The following is a 16,907-nucleotide window of genomic DNA, read 5'->3' as shown; positions in this document are numbered from 1 at the left end:
GCTTGGCGACCATAGCGTTTTGGACCCACCTGATTTCCATGCCGAACTCAGAAGTGAAACGAAATAGCGCCGATGGTAGTGTGGGGCTTCCCCATGTGAGAGTAGGACATCGCCAGGCTTTAAATTTGAAAAAGCCCACTCGAAAGAGTGGGCTTTTTTGCGTTTCTGGGTTTTGAAAATTACCTAAGCACTCAGAACTCAAAACATCTATCGTTAAGGTGTAATGTATTTACTCTCTGCCACTTTCCAAAAAGCCTTCACTAATGGATTCTCTAACTGATTTTTGTTGCAGCAGACACCAAGTTCAAAAGGCTTAATTGGCAACACTTTTAAGCGATTTATCTTCTCTCTCACCGGGCTATTGTTGATCACGACATCAGGTGCTATACCTACACCGCATCCTAGTGCAACCATACTTACGATGGCTTCATGCCCTGACGTTTGCGCGTAGATATTCGGCTTTATTTTCATTTGTTTGAGCCAAGTATTGGCTCTATCTCTTGCTGTCCCTGCTTCTGGGAGAATGAATGGAATGACTAACCAGTTTGGTCTTTCTTTTTGTAGCTCCTCCGCAAATGAACTCACGCCGACAGGAGCGATGACAGAAAGCGGTATTTCACTGATCGTTTCAAATGCGATTTTGCTTGGCATCTGCTCAGATTTGGCTGAGATGGCAATATCGGCTTCATCTGCTAGAATTTTGTCGATCGCTTGAGCCGGGTCGCCGGTTGATAGCTTAAATTCGATAAAAGGATGCTGCAGACGAAAATCAGAGATTAACTCTGGCAGGTGGCTGTAGCTTGCAGTAACCGAACAAAAGAGACGGATTTCTCCTTTCAACTCGTCCTCTGCTCCCTTTAGGTGACTTTGGTACTGCTGCCATTCGCCAAGAATTTTTAAGGCGACAGGAACCAGTTTTTTGCCTTGGCTCGTTAAATCAACACTGCGATTGTCCCGCAAAAATAATTGTTGGCCAGTTTCTTCCTCTAGCTTTTGTACTTGTCTGCTCAAGGCTGAAGGACTCACATGCATCGCTGCTGCGGTCTTAGCGAAACTTTTACTCTCACACAGATGAATAAAAAGTTGCAGGCTTTTGATATTCATTAAATCTTCATTTCCATGTTGCACAAATTGCAATAACTAATTGTGAATATATCACTTTAAGCAATTTAATGTCTGTTTTAGTATGAAGTTATTCGGTAAGGCAATTACCGACCTCAATGGAAGAATCTTAAAGGAGCACCCAGATGGCTAATTATTTCAATACCTTAAACTTGCGCGAGCAGTTGGACCAATTAGGTCGTTGTCGCTTTATGGACCGTAGCGAATTTGCTTCAGAAGCGGATTACTTAAAAGGCAAGAAAGTGGTCATAGTAGGTTGTGGTGCTCAAGGTCTTAACCAAGGTCTGAATATGCGTGACTCTGGTCTAGACGTTGCTTATGCGCTTCGCCAAGCAGCGATTGATGAGCAACGCCAGTCATTCAAAAACGCAAAAGACAACGGTTTTGAGGTAGGCAGCTACGAAACGCTAATTCCACAAGCTGACTTAGTAGTAAACCTTACTCCTGATAAGCAGCACACAAACGTTGTTGAGACGGTAATGCCGCTAATGAAAGAAGGCGCAGCGCTAGGTTACTCACACGGCTTCAACGTTGTTGAAGAGGGCATGCAAATCCGTAAAGACCTAACAGTAGTAATGGTTGCACCTAAGTGCCCGGGCACTGAAGTTCGTGAAGAGTACAAGCGTGGTTTCGGTGTTCCAACTCTTATCGCTGTTCACCCAGAGAACGACCCAAAAGGTGAAGGTTGGGATATCGCGAAAGCTTGGGCTGCAGCAACAGGTGGTCACCGTGCAGGCTGTCTAGAGTCTTCTTTTGTTGCTGAGGTGAAATCTGACCTAATGGGTGAGCAAACTATCCTTTGTGGCATGTTGCAGGCTGGCTCTATCGTATGTTACGAGAAGATGATTGCTGATGGTATCGATCCTGGCTACGCAGGCAAGCTTCTTCAATACGGTTGGGAAACCATCACTGAAGCACTGAAGTTTGGTGGTATCACTCACATGATGGATCGCCTAACGAACCCTGCAAAAGTGAAAGCATTTGAACTTTCTGAAGAGCTAAAAGAGCTGATGCGTCCGCTATACAACAAGCACATGGATGACATTATCACAGGTCACTTCTCTAGCACTATGATGGCTGACTGGGCAAACGACGATGCGAACCTACTAGGCTGGCGTGCAGAAACGGGTGAAACTGCTTTCGAAAACTACCCAGAAACTGACGCAGAAATCTCTGAGCAAGAGTACTTCGATAACGGTATCCTGATGGTTGCTATGGTTCGTGCGGGTGTTGAGCTAGCATTCGAAGCAATGACGGCATCTGGCATCATCGATGAGTCTGCTTACTACGAGTCTCTACACGAGCTGCCACTTATCGCAAACACTATCGCACGTAAGCGTTTATACGAGATGAACGTGGTTATCTCTGATACGGCTGAATATGGTAACTACCTATTTGCTAATGTAGCAACGCCGCTACTGCGTGAAAAATTCATGCCTTCTGTTAGTACAGACGTCATTGGTAAAGGTCTAGGTGAAACGTCTAACCAAGTGGATAACGCGACTCTTATCGCTGTGAATGAAACAATCCGCAACCACCCTGTAGAATACATCGGTGAAGAACTACGTGGTTATATGACAGATATGAAGCGCATCGCGGTTGGTGGCTAATTTTCTTTGCTGCAAAGCGGAGAAAATATTAAATGAACTCCAGGCAGACTGGAGTGGTAAATACAAAATAAAACACAACATCTAATCAAAAGGCTTGGTCGCCGTTGACCAAGCCTTTTTGTTTTTAGCCGATTTATCTGCGCGCCGATAAGAAAAACGCTCCTTTGTGAGGAGCGTTTTAACACCTATTTTTCTGCAAGCTTCTCTTCAAGCTCCGCCAATTTCTGTTCCATTTCTGTCAGTTTTTGACGCGTGCGCAGTAAAACTTGAGTTTGAACATCAAACTCTTCGCGGCTTACTACATCTAGCTTATTCAGTTGGCCTTGGATTACTTGGCGAACCTTCTGATCAACATCAGAGCCCAACTCTTTTACAGGTTGAGGCATTGAGTCGTGAATCTGTTTAGCAATTTGCTCTAATTTCTTTGGGTCAAACATAGTGGCTAAAACTCCTTTTGATTTGCCCTCATTTTAAGTAAATGATACGTGAAAGTCGCCATTTAGATGGCAAAAAAGAGAGCGGCAATAAAAAAGGTCACCGAAGTGACCTTTTTGAATGCCTTAAAAGCTTATCTGTTATCCGCTAATTCACGGTGTGCTGCTTTCGCTTCATCAACTCGTGCTAACTTCTCCAAGTCTTTGTCTTCAACAAATACTGGCAGTGGTTTGTGTTTTTCAGCTAAGTAGCTGTAAATCACAGGTAGTACGAATAGTGTGAACAATGTACCGATTGCAAGGCCAGCAACGATGACGATACCGATACTGAAACGTTGCGCGGCACCTGCACCGGTAGCGTACATCAGTGGGATCAGACCTGCGATCATCGCTGCGGTTGTCATTAGGATAGGGCGAAGACGCACTTTCGCAGCCTCCATCACCGCATCAATACGAGACAGTTTATTATGTAACTGCTCTTCTTTGGCTACTTCACAGATCAAGATACCATGCTTGGTGATCAGGCCGACCAGCGTGATCAAACCAACCTGCGAGTAGATGTTCATCGAGGCCGTACCCCACGCCAACGCGATCAAGGCACCACATATTGCTAGCGGTACAGATACCATGATGACAATAGGGTCGCGGAGTGATTCAAATTGAATCGCCAGAACGAGGAAGATGATCGCAAGTGCAAGACCAAAGGTTGCATACAAGGCACTACCTTCCGTTACAAACTGACGAGATTCGCCCATGTAATCGTGGTTATAGCCAGCAGGCAGTTTGGTTTGTGCGATGTCTTCAAACCAATTAACTGCATCTCCCATCGAGACACCAGGGCCAGTAACTGCACCTACAGTCGCTGAGTTTAACTGGTTGAAGTGTGGCAAAGAGCGAGGCTCGGCCACCACATCGATGGTAATCAGACTACCTAATGGAACCGCTTTACCATCTACAGAGCGTACATAGTAGTTCTTCATCGACTCTGGGTTTAGACGCCATTTACGTTCAACTTGAGGAATCACTTCATATGAGCGGCCGTTAAGGTCGATACGGTTAACGTAACCATCAGCCATCATGGTGCTGAGAGTGATACCAATATCTTGCATGGTCACACCGTAGGCACCCGCTTTGTCTTTATCGATCTTGATCTTCATCGTTGCAGAATCATATTTCAGATCCAGATCGGAATAGACAAACATTGGACTGCTTGCTACTTCTGACAGAATGTCATTTGCAACGGTAAACAAACTTTCAAAGTTGTTTGGTGTTGTAATTACGAACTGTACAGGAAGGCCTGAACCAGCACCTGGTAGCTCCGGCATTTCGTAGGCAGCAATAGACATTCCCGGAATGCTCGAAACAAGCCCACCAACACGCTGTTTGATTTCTGCTTGGCTCGCTTCTCGTTCGCCCCATGGTTTGAGTGTAGCTAAACCAAACGCTTGATTAGAATCCGGTACACCGTTAAATACCTGAGCGTATTCTACTTCTGGTTGATCAGAGAGAATCTTATTCACATCATCCATGGTGTTTTGGATGTAGTCCAAATTCGAATTCGATGGTGCGGTCCCTATGAGCACAACAACACCTTTATCTTCAGAAGGAGCTAGTTCACTAGGAATAAACTTGAATAAAACAGGTAGGCTTGCAAATACAATAATGGCAAATACGATCACCACTGGTCGGCTCGCCATTACTGCTTTTAACATATTTGCGTAGCGATTAGTCATGCCATCAAGGATATGGTGAACTTTTTGCTCAAACTTGCTCGGCTTTTCGTTCGCCTTCAGCATCTTTGAACACATCATAGGTGATAGCGTTAAAGCGATGATACCGGACACAAATACCGAACCTGCTAGCGTTAAAGCGAACTCTTTGAACAACGAGCCCGTAATACCGCCCATCAACGCGATTGGTGCGTATACCGCACCTAGCGTTAATGTCATCGCAATAACTGGCACAGCAATTTCGCGCGTACCAATGATTGCTGCACGGAATGGTGACTCGCCTTCTTTGATATGACGGTCCACGTTTTCTAGCACCACGATCGCGTCATCCACCACCAGGCCGATGGCAAGTACCATCGCTAGTAGTGTCATTAAGTTCCAAGAGAAGCCCATTGCCTGCATAACCATCGCCACACCAATCAAAGAGAGTGGAATAGTGACGATAGGAATGATGACCGCACGGAACGAACCTAGGAACAGTGTAATCACTACAAGTACGATAATTGCCGCTTCAAGAATCGTTTTCACTACTTCGTGAATTGACTCGTTGATCGCAATGGTAGAGTCGTACATCACGTTCATTTTGATGTTACTTGGTAAGTTGCGCTCAAGTTGAGGTAATAATTCAAGCACATCAGCAGCGATGTTGATTGGGTTGGCACTTGGCGCGGCGTTGATTGCAGCAACCACGGCTTCTTGGCCGTTTGCACTTGCACGGTAAACGTCGTGACTCTTCTCAAGTGTTACCTTCGCGATATCACCTAAGCGAATAACGTCCCCTTCACCCGTTTTTACGACCAACGCTTCAAGTTCAGCAACGTTTGATACCTGAGTATCCGCGCTACCGTTATAAAGCACGAACTCACCCGTCGCTTGACCCGTCGCAGATTGGTAGTTGTTGGCGTTAAGAACGCTCATCACATCCGTTGCAGTCAGCTTTAATGCGCCCATTTTGGCTGGATCTAGCCATACGCGCAGCGCGTATTTCATACCACCGTAAAGGTCGACTTTTGATACACCATTTACAGTGAATAGCTGTGGGTTGATTACACGCTCAAGGTAGTCGGTGATCTGGCTGGAAGACAACTCGTCACTGGTAAAACCAATATACAATACCGCGGTAGTAGAACCGGTCGACATCGTTACGGTCGGGTCTTCGGCTTCTTTTGGAAGCTGGGAACGTACCGAGTTAGTTTTCGCTAAGATGTCAGCCAATGCCGCGTTTGGGTCGGTATTCAACTTCATGTTGACAGTAATGGTTGATTTACCTAACACCGATTGCGAGGTCATATAATCAATATTATCGGCTTGCGCCACCGCTTGCTCCAATGGCTGAGTAATAAAGCCCTGGATCAAGTTGGCACTTGCACCGTAGTAACTGGTGGTCACGGTGACCACTGTATTCGTCATTTCAGGGTATTCACGAACTTGCATTTTGAACACGGCTTGCAAACCAAGCAATGCAATCAAAAAACTGATCGATACCGCTAAAACTGGACGTTTTATAAAAACATCTGTAAAGCGCATGATGCCTCCAACTTAAAGCATTGGTGTTTCAGCAGGTGGGGTAGTTGCATCGCTTTCGACAATGCTTACTTTTGCGTGGTTACTTAAACGGACTTGACCCGATGTCACCACTACATCACCTGGCTTCACGCCTTCTAGAATGTGTGCGATATCTTTAGAGCGTTCGCCAACTTTTACCACATGCTGCTTAACGCGTTTCTCGCCATCTTCTTCCGTTACGATGTAAACATTGTCGCCGTATAGCGTAAACGTGATCGCAGTTTGAGGCAGAGTGACCTGATTTTCTAATTTAGGCAGAATGATGTTTGCACGTGCGAACATACCACTACGCAGTTTGCCATCACTGTTAGGGATATCTGCTTGAACCTGAATCAAGCCACTTTGTACGTTAACCGCAGGCTCAATCGCAGAAATTGAACCTTTGAAAGGCTGTTCTGGGTAGGCATCCACGAAGATATCCACTTCTTGGTCGATGTTGATACGTGAAATATCGGTTTGCGGCACGGTAAAGCGTAAGCGCATCACGCTGGTGTCTTCCAGGCGAACAATATCAGTACCCGCTTGTAGGTACTGACCTAGGTACACGTTACGAATACCTACCACACCATCAAATGGCGCTTTGATTTCGCGTCGGTCGATGGTCGCTTTCAAGCTTTCAATGTCCGCTTTTAAGGAGAAGTAGTTCGCTTCTGCTTCGTCATACGCTTCTTTAGAAATAGAGCCTTTTTTAAATAGCCCTTGGTAGCGTTTGTATTTCGCTTCTGCTGCTGGCAACTTGGCTTGCGAGCTCTTTAAATTCGCTTTCTCAACGTCAGAGTCAAGCAGTACTAATGGCTGCCCTGCTTTGACTTGAGTACCGGAATCAAATGCGATTTTGTCGATAACACCGCTAGTTTCATTAGCAACGGTAACCCCTTGGTTTGGTTCAATAAAGCCAATTGCCTCTATAGCAGGAACCCAATCAACCGCTTGTACTTCAGTTACGGTTACTGGGAATGCTGGTTCAGGGCGATTGGCAAACTGTTCCATTTTGTCTTTGATATCAATTAGTCTGTATGTCACAACACTACCAAAAAGCAATAAAACAATTGATAGCATCAAAATCCACTTTTTCATTCTATTAAGAACTCCAAGTTAGTGTTTAATAATGGCATCCCAACTGGCTTCAATAGCAGCTTCTAATGCCGCCTTATCCAGTTGATAAAATCCCAAAGCGTGTTTCCTAGCAAGTGCAACACTTGCCTCAAAACTCAATCCAGAAAGCACTTCGTTATCGAGAGGCTTGAATACGCCCTCTTCTTTCCCCTGATTAAAAAGAAGATCTACTTGGGCAAACATTTGTCTTTCAAGTTCCCGAGCTTTGCTACTATTTGAACAGGGTAGAGACTCATATTGAACTCGATTGCTGAGCGCATTTAAATTCGAGCTCGCTAGATTCCAAATATTGAGCCACATGGTTCGATATCGCTGTTTTAAAGGCATCTCTTCACTCACGCCCAGTTGCACAGCCGTAGCGACGCGCTTTGCTACGTTAAGGCGTAACTCCTCCAAAAGATGTTCTTTATCTGAGAAATAACGATAAATCGTTCCTGCTGCGACACCAGCTTCATTGGCGAGCTTTTGCATGGAAAGCCCTTGAAAGCCCGATTCAGCAATGAGTTGCTCTGCAGCGACTAAGATTTGTTCTCGCTTATCTACAGCAGGGTTATCCTTCATAATCCTACCACCAGTGAATGAACGTTCATTCATTATAGCTCAAATACCCGCCTTTTATGCAACAGAATGTTGCGCTTGTTGGTATGAAAATTACAAGAAATCAGCGTAGCTTTCACGAGGCCACCCCTTTATCATAGGCGCCACATTTATCACCCGCAGAGAATTTCTATGAAGCTGAACCCTAGTCAAGATGAAGCCGTGAAATACGTGTCTGGTCCATGCTTAGTGCTAGCTGGTGCTGGCTCGGGCAAAACTCGTGTTATTACCAATAAAATCGCTTATCTGGTTCAGCAATGTGGCTACAAAGCGCGTAATATTGCAGCGGTGACGTTTACCAACAAAGCGGCGCGTGAGATGAAAGAACGTGTCGGCCAAACGTTGGGGAAAGCCGAGTCTAAAGGTTTGATGGTATCAACGTTCCACACCTTGGGATTAAACATCATCAAACGCGAATACAAGCATTTAGGGTTGAAAGCGGGCTTTTCACTGTTTGATGACCAAGACCAACTGGCGCTACTCAAGGAACTTACCGAAAAGCAGCTTGATGGTGATAAAGATCTGCTACGTCAGCTTCTGAGTTGTATTTCCAATTGGAAAAACGACATGTTGACGCCAGAGCAAGCCAAAGCGCGTGCGCAAGGTGAGCAGCAGCAATTGTTTGCGTTCTGCTTTGATATGTACCAAAAGCAAATGAAAGCCTATAACGCGCTCGATTTTGATGACCTAATTTTGATGCCCGTTTTACTTTTGCGCAATCATGAAGACGTTCGTCAACGTTGGCAGAACCGCATCCGTTATCTACTGGTTGATGAGTACCAAGATACCAACACGAGTCAATATGAGTTGGTGAAATTAATCGTCGGTGAACGTGGGCGATTGACGGTCGTAGGAGATGATGACCAGTCCATTTATTCATGGCGTGGTGCGAAGCCTCAGAACCTAGTCTTGCTGGGTGAAGATTACCCGAATTTGCGATTGATTAAGTTGGAGCAAAACTACCGCTCTACAAGTCGAATCCTGCGTGCGGCCAACATTTTGATAGCCAACAACCCTCACGTCTATGAGAAGTCCTTATTTTCAGAAATTCCTGACGGTGAAAAACTCAAAGTGTTGTTGGCTAAAAATGAAGAGCATGAGGCTGAGCGTGTCACGGGGGAGTTGATTGCACACAAATTCTTGAATCGAACCGACTATCGTGATTACGCAATTTTGTACCGTGGCAACCACCAATCGCGCTTAATTGAAAAGTCTCTGATGCAAAACCGTGTGCCTTATAAAATTTCTGGTGGCACCTCGTTTTTTGCACGAGCAGAAATTAAAGACATCATGGCGTATTTGCGTGTTTTGGTTAATCCAGATGACGACAATGCATTCTTACGTATTGTGAATACACCACGACGTGAAATTGGCCCAGTAACGTTAGAAAAGCTAGGCAGTTATGCCAATATGCGTGGGAAGAGCCTGTTTGAGTCGAGTTTTGAAATGGGGCTCGAACAGCACTTAACGGGACGCGGCCTGGAAAACTTACGTCGTTTCACCCAATGGTTAGTGGCGATTGCTGACCAAGCTGAGCGTGGTGACACAGTCGAAGCGGTTCGTTCGCTAGTTCGCGATATCCATTATGAAGATTGGCTATACGAAACTTCAGCAAGCCCGAAAGCCGCTGAAATGCGAATGAAGAACGTTTCTGATCTTTACTCCTGGATAGTGGCGGATCTAGAAGGTGACAACTACGATCAAGAAGAGAAAACGTTAAAAGAAGTCGTTCAGCGTTTGACCTTGCGTGACATGATGGAACGTGGCGAAGAAGATGAAGACAGCGATGCAGTACAACTGATGACGCTGCATGCATCAAAAGGCCTTGAGTTCCCATATGTATACTTAATTGGGTCTGAAGAAGGTATTTTACCGCACCAAACCAGTATTGATGAAGACAACGTCGAAGAAGAGCGTCGTCTGATGTATGTTGGCATTACCCGTGCGCAGCGTGAACTGACTTTCACTATGTGCAAAGAGCGTCGACAGTTCGGCGAGTTGATCAAACCGACTCAAAGCCGCTTTTTGGATGAGTTGCCATTTGATGACGTTGAATGGGAAGCCAATAAAAAGCCAGTATCAGCAGAAGAGCGTATGGCGAAAGGTCAGGCACACATTGCCAATATTCGAGCAATGTTTAAGAAGTAGAGTATCCTTGTGTTCACTGACTAAAAACAAAAAGGCTTGCCAGTTGGCAAGCCTTTTTCGTTGATGTCTTTACTTATAGACCTTCAATCATGTGGTCGATTGCTGCGATGATTTCATCGTCAGAACAGTCCATACAGGTTCCTTTGGCAGGCATCGCATTGAAGCCTTCTAACGCGTGCTTCACTAACGTCTCTTTGCCTTGTGCAATACGCGGTGCCCAGTCATCGGCATTACCTGTTTTAGGTGCGCCGTTTACACCAGATGCGTGACAAGCAATACAAAAAGTACCATAAACTGTGGCGCCATCACGTGGACCGGTTGGTTCTTCTTTCACTGGCTCAGAACCCGCTAGATAAACATCACCGACAGGTTGGATGCGTTCTGCGATCGCATCGTATTCAGTTTGGCTGATGTCAGAAGCTAAAGCTGCCGTAGAAAACGTTAAGGCAGCGAACAAAACGCTAATCATTTGTCGAGACATATCCATTAAACCCACTTCACATTCCCGAGGTAAGTGACTTACCTATTTATATAGTTAGAGTATTAATGCCGAGCAGAGAAATCACTAAATTCCACTGAATGGCATAGAATGATTAGACAACCTGGTTGCAGCTGTTAAATCAATGTAAATAATGGGTGATTATATCCCGATAACTTGTTGCAATAAACAACAAGTTATCCATGACAGGGCGTGAATCACATCAAAAATTCAGTTTAAAGGAAGATAACTGTCGAAAAAGAGACCAAACGATAAAAAAAGTAAAAAAAGTACTAGACGGCATAGTGTGATATCCGTATTATTCCACTCCGCCGATAGGGCATGCGCCCGTAGCTCAGTTGGATAGAGCGTTGGCCTCCGGAGCCAAAGGTCGAAGGTTCGAATCCTTTCGGGCGTACCATTGCCTCGGAGGATACATCGGTAAAAAATCAGTGGTGGCTATAGCTCAGTTGGTAGAGCCCCGGATTGTGATTCCGGTTGTCGCGAGTTCAAGTCTCGTTAGCCACCCCATTCTTTCTTTTTTAGATTGAATGCGGTAGCATTGCTCCCAATCTTGATTAAATCAAGATAAAACATCGTCGGTGAATAGCGCAGTTTGGTAGCGCATCTGGTTTGGGACCAGAGGGTCGGGGGTTCGAATCCCTCTTCACCGACCACTATTTAGTTTATGGCTGCGATAGCGGTAAACATGACAATTTGATGGTGGCTATAGCTCAGTTGGTAGAGCCCCGGATTGTGATTCCGGTTGTCGCGAGTTCAAGTCTCGTTAGCCACCCCATTCTTTATTTAAAGAATATATGCTCGGTGAATAGCGCAGTTTGGTAGCGCATCTGGTTTGGGACCAGAGGGTCGGGGGTTCGAATCCCTCTTCACCGACCACTATTAGAAAGCCTGCTTTTTAGCAGGCTTTCGTCGTTTTAGAGTTTATGATCTCGCTTGGACGACTATTAGTCGACAGTATTTCAAAGGATTTGAACCCAGATGGGGTTTGCCTGAAGTTAGAATTCGGCTCTTCACCGACCGCTATTTAGAGCCACAGTCGAAAGACTGGGGCTCTTTTGCATCTATCCTCTTAAAAGAATCTGCATTCGATTTCAATTTCACCAAAAGTGTACAGCTCTAGGGGCTTTTGACCACCAATGAGCCAAATGCTTTTCGAGCTGACAAAATAAACCCCAGAACGACGTCTGGGGTTTTGTGTTTTTCTAATCCACTACTTTTATTGGGCGAGTGTTTTAAGGATTTCTCTCAGCTCTACCGTTTCTTGGATTTCAAAATTTGGCGTTATATCTGTTGAGTTACTTGCGCCTGTCGCATTTACCCACACACTCAAAATGCCCATATTGTTAGCGCCTGCTATATCTGCTGGTAAAGAGTCGCCAATGTGTAGGGCTTCTTCTGGTTTTACTTCGACCAAGTCGAGCGCTTTTTGGAAAATGCTCGCAGCGGGCTTCTCTTCAGGCTCTTCTCCCCCCACAATAATATGGTCCACCCAGTCGCTCATCTGTGTCGCGCTGAGTTTAGGGTGTTGAGAAAAAATCGGGCCGTTAGTGATCACGACGAGTTTATAATGCTGACGAAGGTCGCTGAGCATTTCTTTTACACCAGGGAAGAAAGTGAACGCACCCATACGTGCAGAGTCAAAGTAGTCTTGAGCTTGTTGAGCCTCTTCGGCATTAATGCTGACTCCGTGCTCCGCCAATATATTTTGGATCAGGCCACAACGGAACGCGTTTTCATCAGGTAGCAGAGCCACAAGGTGAGGGAATTCCGCATTCAGCTTCTTGTACACACCCTGTAAGTAGCGCTGTAAAAAAGCTTGTGGTTCGGTAACTTGCGGGTAGGTCTTATGAATCCAAGTCGTAAACTTTTGTCCTGCAACTTTATCTGCTTGTGACGTCGCACATAAAGTCTCGTCCATATCAAAAAAAATCGCTTTAAGCACAGGGGCTCCTTTCATTTACAGCTTGGCTCTAACATTGATTATCTATTATCCCACTCTGAATTGTTCCGTAAAGGGTTAAAACCGACGTGTTTCACCTACAATGGGAGATTGATGGTAACCGCACTTTCTTTTGTTTAGTCAACAAACCGCTTAAGCGGCGCATAATCGTCGTCGACAGAGGATTTGTGTGGTTTTGCTGTTGTGTTCACGTTTTAGCCTATCCTTTCTCTTTCTAAGTTTGGCTTTTTATATTTGCCGACTATTTTATTAATAGTTTTTTATGTTGAAAAATTGCTTTTCGCATACGATATTGTTTGTTAAATGTTAATAATTGCACATGAATAGTATGGTTAATGGTCCTGGTTGGCTCGTGCTTATTTTTAGAGCATTTTTCTAGTTTTATCGGTGCATGGCGCACAAAAATAGTGTGATATGAAAATGGTTAAATACTTGTTAATGCATTTTTATTCGCTCATTGTGCGTTTATTTAATGTTTTCTCGGCGGAATATACTTTAATTGTTGCTTTTTTGTGTGATTTTTGCCAAATTGTTTCCGCATTAAGATTTCAGAGTATTATTCTGAATTTGAACGGATTCATTCAGGTGATGAATGGTGCCTTTGGCGCGATTCGATACCACAGACAAGGCAGTAGAGGTCTGAAATGTCACTATTAGAAGTGAAAAACCTTCGTATTGAATACCCATCCCGACACGGCGTTCACGCTGCCGTGAAGTCACTTTCTTTTCATATTGAACGTGGTGAAATCGTGGGTGTTGTTGGCGAATCAGGTGCGGGTAAATCCACCGTTGGTAACGCCGTTATTGATTTGCTTAGCCCTCCAGGTCGCGTTGCTAGCGGCGATGTTTTCTTGGATGGAGAAAAAATTTCTGGTTTATCACCAGAAGCGATGCGTAAGGTTCGCGGATCGAAGATTGGTTTTATTTTCCAAGATCCAATGACCTCACTTAACCCACTTTTTACGGTTGAGCAGCAGCTGAAAGAGACGATCCACGCCAACATGAAAGTCTCTGATGAAGAGGCGTATCAGCGTGCGCTTTCTCTGATGCAGCAAGTTGGCATCCCGCAGCCAGAAAACCGCTTAAAACAATACCCACACCAATTCTCTGGTGGTATGCGTCAGCGTGTCGTCATTGCGATTGCTTTGGCTGGTGAGCCAGATCTGATCATTGCCGATGAGCCAACCACGGCACTGGACGTATCAATCCAAGACCAAATCCTCAACTTGATCCGAGAATTGTGTATCAAGAACAATGTCGGCTGTATGCTGGTTACTCACGATATGGGTGTAGTCTCCAACGTCACCGACCGCGTCGCGGTAATGTATCGTGGTGACTTGGTGGAGTTTGGGCCAACAGCCAAAGTGTTGGGCGACCCTGATCACTCCTATACTCGCAGCCTAATTTCAGCCGTTCCACGTTCAGACAGAAAGCTAGATCGCTTCCCTTTGGTCAGCTACATCGAAGAAGCGGCAGAAATGGAGCCTCTCGACATTAAGAATCACTGGCTAGGACAAAGCCAGGATGAGCGCGAGTACACAGGCCCGCTTTTGGACGTGAAGAACGTTAATCTGCGCTTTGTCACCAAAGACTCTTTATTTGAAAGCCGTCGCGAATACGTGCAGGCATCCAATAATGTGAGCTTTGAAGTGCATGAAGGCGAAACCTTTGGTTTGGTGGGTGAGTCTGGCTCTGGTAAATCAACCATTGCGCGAGTTATTGCTGGTTTATACCAACCTAACTCTGGTCAGGTGAAGTTTGAGGGTATTGACCTGACAGCTTTAACCTCTGAGAAAGAACGCCGCCCAATGCGTCGTCAAATGCAGATGGTGTTCCAAAACCCGTATACCTCAATGAACCCTCGTATGAAGGTATTCGATATTATTGCTGAGCCAATCCGTTTTCATAAACTGACGAAAAACGAGTCGGAAACTCGCCAAATCGTGAATGACCTTCTCGATCATGTTGGTTTGGGTCGCATGGCTGGGCTTAAGTACCCTCATGAATTCTCCGGTGGTCAGCGTCAGCGTATTTCTATTGCGCGTGCGTTGGCGACTCGTCCTCGACTTTTGATTTGTGATGAACCGACATCGGCACTGGACGTATCGGTACAGGCACAAATTCTAAACTTGCTGAAAGATCTGCAAAGTGAGCTGAACTTGACTATGTTGTTTATCAGCCACGATTTACCTGTTATTCGCCAGATGTGTGACCGAGTAGGTGTGATGCAAATGGGTACACTTTTAGAAGTGGCACCAACAGAACAGTTATTTACGGCACCCCAACACGAATACAGCAAAAAATTGATTTCTCTGATGCCTGAATTTACAGGCTTGCGAGAAGAGATCGAGACGGCATAAACCAAGCACCTCGCTTGGCTAACCTTTAGTCATAACAAAGACGCAAACACAACAACAAGGGATCCGTATCCCCGCATGAAGGAGTTATGCAAATGAAAACCATGAAAAGCAAATTAGCAGTGGCGCTAATGGCGGCGGGCCTAAGCTTTAATGCACTGGCAGCAGATATCAAAGTTGGCTACGCAGCTGACCCAGTATCGCTTGACCCACATGAGCAGCTATCAGGTGGCACACTGCAAATGTCACACATGGTATTTGATCCGTTAGTTCGCTTTACTCAAAAAATGGATTTCGAACCTCGTCTAGCAGAGAGCTGGGAGCGCATTAACGACACTACCGTTCGTTTTAAATTGCGTGAAGGTGTGAAATTCCATTCTGGTAATACCCTAACGGCTGACGACGTTGTATGGACGTTTGAGCGTCTACAAAGTTCTCCTGATTTTAAAAACATTTTCGACCCGTACGAGAAAATCGTCAAAGTGGACGACAACACGTTCGATCTTGTAACCAAAGGTCCTTACCCACTTGTGCTGCAAACTGCAACGTACATTTTCCCTATGGACAGCAAGTTCTACACGGGTAAAACCGCAGACGGCAAAGACAAGTCTGAACTAGTGAAGCACGGTAACTCATTCGCATCGACTAACGTTTCTGGCACGGGTCCGTTCATCGTGACATCACGTGAGCAGGGCGTAAAAGTGGAATTTGAACGCTTTAAAGATTACTGGGACAAAGAGTCGAAAGGTAACGTTGATAAGCTAACACTTGTTCCAATCAAAGAAGATGCGACTCGTGTAGCTGCGCTACTTTCTGGCGGCGTTGACATGATTCACCCAGTAGCACCTAACGATCACAAACGTGTGAAAGACGCAGACGGCATCGACCTAGTCACGCTACCAGGTACTCGTATCATCACGTTCCAACTAAACCAAAACAGCAACGAAGCACTGAAAGACGTTCGCGTTCGCCAAGCGATTGTTCACGCAATCAACAACGAAGGCATCGTGAAGAAAATCATGAAAGGCTTCGCGACAGCAGCTGGTCAGCAGAGTCCAACTGGCTACGTTGGTCACGATGACAAGCTAGTACCTCGCTACGATCTGAAGAAAGCAAAACAACTGATGAAAGAAGCGGGTTACGAAGACGGCCTTACTCTAACTATGATTGCGCCAAACAACCGCTACGTAAACGATGCGAAAGTAGCGCAAGCGGCGGCGGCAATGTTGTCTAAGATTGGCATCAAGGTTGATCTGAAAACCATGCCTAAAGCGCAATACTGGCCTGAGTTTGATAAGTGTGCGGCAGACATGCTGATGATCGGTTGGCACTCGGATACAGAGGACTCGGCAAACTTCAACGAGTTCCTAACTATGACTCGTAACGAAGAAACCGGTCGTGGTCAGTACAACTGTGGTCACTACTCAAACCCAGAAATGGACAAAGTGGTTGAAGCTGCAAACGTAGAGACGGACCCTGCGAAACGTGCAGCAATGCTGAAAGGTGTCGAAGCGACGCTATACAACGATGCCGCATTCGTACCGCTACACTGGCAAAGTGAAGCGTGGGGCGCGAAGTCTAACGTGAAAGCCGCAGACATCGTGAACCCAATGGTAATGCCTTACTTTGGCGACCTAGTTGTCGAGTAATCATACTTTGTCATGACAGAGAGGGGCGCCAGTCCTTCTCTGTTTTCGACACTTGGCTCGGTTTTATTTCAGTCGGATTGAGCCAGTTTTACAGACTGAATTTTCTCTCTAAGTTT

Annotated in this window: 11 protein-coding genes, 5 tRNA genes and 1 rRNA gene; 10 read left to right on the top strand and 7 right to left on the bottom strand. The window is 45.5% G+C overall.

Annotated elements, in window-relative coordinates; all coding sequences use genetic code 11:
* The first annotated feature begins 1 nt into the window (after position 1).
* Positions 2 to 118 (top strand): 5S ribosomal RNA (gene rrf, locus F7Y48_RS14415).
* Positions 119 to 213: 95 nt separating this feature from the next.
* Here rrf and ilvY read toward each other — a convergent pair.
* A complete protein-coding gene (gene ilvY / locus F7Y48_RS14410; RefSeq protein ID WP_258507215.1) occupies positions 214 to 1,104 on the bottom strand; it encodes an HTH-type transcriptional activator IlvY in 891 nt (296 codons plus the stop codon).
* A gap of 143 nt (positions 1,105 to 1,247) precedes the next feature.
* Between ilvY and ilvC the strand changes: the two genes are divergently transcribed.
* Positions 1,248 to 2,732 carry a ketol-acid reductoisomerase gene (gene ilvC / locus F7Y48_RS14405; RefSeq protein WP_258507213.1) on the top strand — a complete coding sequence of 495 codons (1,485 nt, stop codon included), beginning with the start codon at positions 1,248 to 1,250 and terminating at the stop codon, positions 2,730 to 2,732.
* Positions 2,733 to 2,917: 185 nt separating this feature from the next.
* Here ilvC and ubiK read toward each other — a convergent pair whose 3' ends face one another.
* The 4 genes from ubiK to F7Y48_RS14385 form a co-directional block, all read right to left on the bottom strand.
* A complete protein-coding gene (gene ubiK / locus F7Y48_RS14400) occupies positions 2,918 to 3,169 on the bottom strand; it encodes a ubiquinone biosynthesis accessory factor UbiK (RefSeq protein WP_005398178.1) in 252 nt (83 codons plus the stop codon).
* Between the two features lie 131 nt (positions 3,170 to 3,300).
* Positions 3,301 to 6,423, bottom strand: a complete 3,123-nt coding sequence (gene vmeD, locus F7Y48_RS14395; RefSeq protein WP_258507211.1) for a multidrug efflux RND transporter permease subunit VmeD — start codon at positions 6,421 to 6,423, stop codon at positions 3,301 to 3,303.
* Between the two features lie 12 nt (positions 6,424 to 6,435).
* Positions 6,436 to 7,539: an efflux RND transporter periplasmic adaptor subunit gene (locus F7Y48_RS14390; protein ID WP_012841250.1), complete on the bottom strand. Its 1,104-nt coding sequence runs from the start codon at positions 7,537 to 7,539 to the stop codon at positions 6,436 to 6,438.
* Positions 7,540 to 7,557: 18 nt separating this feature from the next.
* Positions 7,558 to 8,139: a TetR/AcrR family transcriptional regulator gene (locus F7Y48_RS14385; protein ID WP_005398171.1), complete on the bottom strand. Its 582-nt coding sequence runs from the start codon at positions 8,137 to 8,139 to the stop codon at positions 7,558 to 7,560.
* Between the two features lie 168 nt (positions 8,140 to 8,307).
* Between F7Y48_RS14385 and rep the strand changes: the two genes are divergently transcribed.
* Complete coding sequence (rep, locus tag F7Y48_RS14380; RefSeq protein ID WP_109168649.1) at positions 8,308 to 10,323, top strand: DNA helicase Rep; 2,016 nt, start codon at positions 8,308 to 8,310, stop codon at positions 10,321 to 10,323.
* 73 nt (positions 10,324 to 10,396) lie between these two features.
* Here rep and F7Y48_RS14375 read toward each other — a convergent pair whose 3' ends face one another.
* Positions 10,397 to 10,810 carry a c-type cytochrome gene (locus F7Y48_RS14375; RefSeq protein ID WP_012841248.1) on the bottom strand — a complete coding sequence of 138 codons (414 nt, stop codon included), beginning with the start codon at positions 10,808 to 10,810 and terminating at the stop codon, positions 10,397 to 10,399.
* Positions 10,811 to 11,145: 335 nt separating this feature from the next.
* On the opposite strand from F7Y48_RS14375, the gene F7Y48_RS14370 reads away from it, so the two are divergent.
* From F7Y48_RS14370 to F7Y48_RS14350, 5 genes are all read left to right on the top strand, one after another.
* Positions 11,146 to 11,222, top strand: a tRNA-Arg gene (locus tag F7Y48_RS14370).
* A 34-nt stretch (positions 11,223 to 11,256) separates the two neighbouring features.
* Positions 11,257 to 11,332 (top strand) — tRNA-His (locus tag F7Y48_RS14365).
* Between the two features lie 69 nt (positions 11,333 to 11,401).
* Positions 11,402 to 11,478: transfer RNA gene (locus F7Y48_RS14360), tRNA-Pro, on the top strand.
* Between the two features lie 46 nt (positions 11,479 to 11,524).
* Positions 11,525 to 11,600 (top strand) — tRNA-His (locus F7Y48_RS14355).
* Positions 11,601 to 11,624: 24 nt separating this feature from the next.
* Positions 11,625 to 11,701 (top strand) — tRNA-Pro (locus F7Y48_RS14350).
* Between the two features lie 340 nt (positions 11,702 to 12,041).
* Here the strand turns inward: F7Y48_RS14350 and F7Y48_RS14345 are convergent.
* The gene (locus F7Y48_RS14345) at positions 12,042 to 12,767 is read right to left on the bottom strand and encodes an HAD family hydrolase (protein WP_005394354.1); all 726 of its coding nucleotides are present in this window, start codon (positions 12,765 to 12,767) and stop codon (positions 12,042 to 12,044) included.
* A 662-nt stretch (positions 12,768 to 13,429) separates the two neighbouring features.
* Here F7Y48_RS14345 and F7Y48_RS14340 point away from each other — a divergent pair.
* Both F7Y48_RS14340 and F7Y48_RS14335 read left to right on the top strand, forming a co-directional pair.
* Entirely contained in the window at positions 13,430 to 15,145 is a 1,716-nt protein-coding gene (locus tag F7Y48_RS14340) for a dipeptide ABC transporter ATP-binding protein (protein WP_005379108.1), read from the top strand.
* A gap of 92 nt (positions 15,146 to 15,237) precedes the next feature.
* On the top strand, positions 15,238 to 16,791 hold the full coding sequence (locus F7Y48_RS14335; RefSeq protein ID WP_046874194.1) for an ABC transporter substrate-binding protein: 1,554 nt from the start codon (positions 15,238 to 15,240) through the stop codon (positions 16,789 to 16,791).
* Positions 16,792 to 16,907: the final 116 nt, after the last annotated feature.

Source organism: Vibrio sp. 2-1-2a (assembly GCF_032648565.1).
GTDB classification, from domain to species: domain Bacteria; phylum Pseudomonadota; class Gammaproteobacteria; order Enterobacterales; family Vibrionaceae; genus Vibrio; species Vibrio diabolicus.
Note: the sequence above shows the minus strand (reverse complement) of the source record. Positions and strands in the feature narration are given on the sequence as shown.

What these genes read in the sequence shown, in the direction of transcription:
- ilvY (WP_258507215.1), bottom strand. Translation starts at nt 1,104, where the DNA reads ATGAATATCAAAAGCCTGCAACTTTTTATTCATCTGTGTGAGAGTAAA.
- ilvC (WP_258507213.1), top strand. Translation starts at nt 1,248, where the DNA reads ATGGCTAATTATTTCAATACCTTAAACTTGCGCGAGCAGTTGGACCAA.
- ubiK (WP_005398178.1), bottom strand. Translation starts at nt 3,169, where the DNA reads ATGTTTGACCCAAAGAAATTAGAGCAAATTGCTAAACAGATTCACGAC.
- vmeD (WP_258507211.1), bottom strand. Translation starts at nt 6,423, where the DNA reads ATGCGCTTTACAGATGTTTTTATAAAACGTCCAGTTTTAGCGGTATCG.
- F7Y48_RS14390 (WP_012841250.1), bottom strand. Translation starts at nt 7,539, where the DNA reads ATGAAAAAGTGGATTTTGATGCTATCAATTGTTTTATTGCTTTTTGGT.
- F7Y48_RS14385 (WP_005398171.1), bottom strand. Translation starts at nt 8,139, where the DNA reads ATGAAGGATAACCCTGCTGTAGATAAGCGAGAACAAATCTTAGTCGCT.
- rep (WP_109168649.1), top strand. Translation starts at nt 8,308, where the DNA reads ATGAAGCTGAACCCTAGTCAAGATGAAGCCGTGAAATACGTGTCTGGT.
- F7Y48_RS14375 (WP_012841248.1), bottom strand. Translation starts at nt 10,810, where the DNA reads ATGGATATGTCTCGACAAATGATTAGCGTTTTGTTCGCTGCCTTAACG.
- F7Y48_RS14340 (WP_005379108.1), top strand. Translation starts at nt 13,430, where the DNA reads ATGTCACTATTAGAAGTGAAAAACCTTCGTATTGAATACCCATCCCGA.
- F7Y48_RS14335 (WP_046874194.1), top strand. Translation starts at nt 15,238, where the DNA reads ATGAAAACCATGAAAAGCAAATTAGCAGTGGCGCTAATGGCGGCGGGC.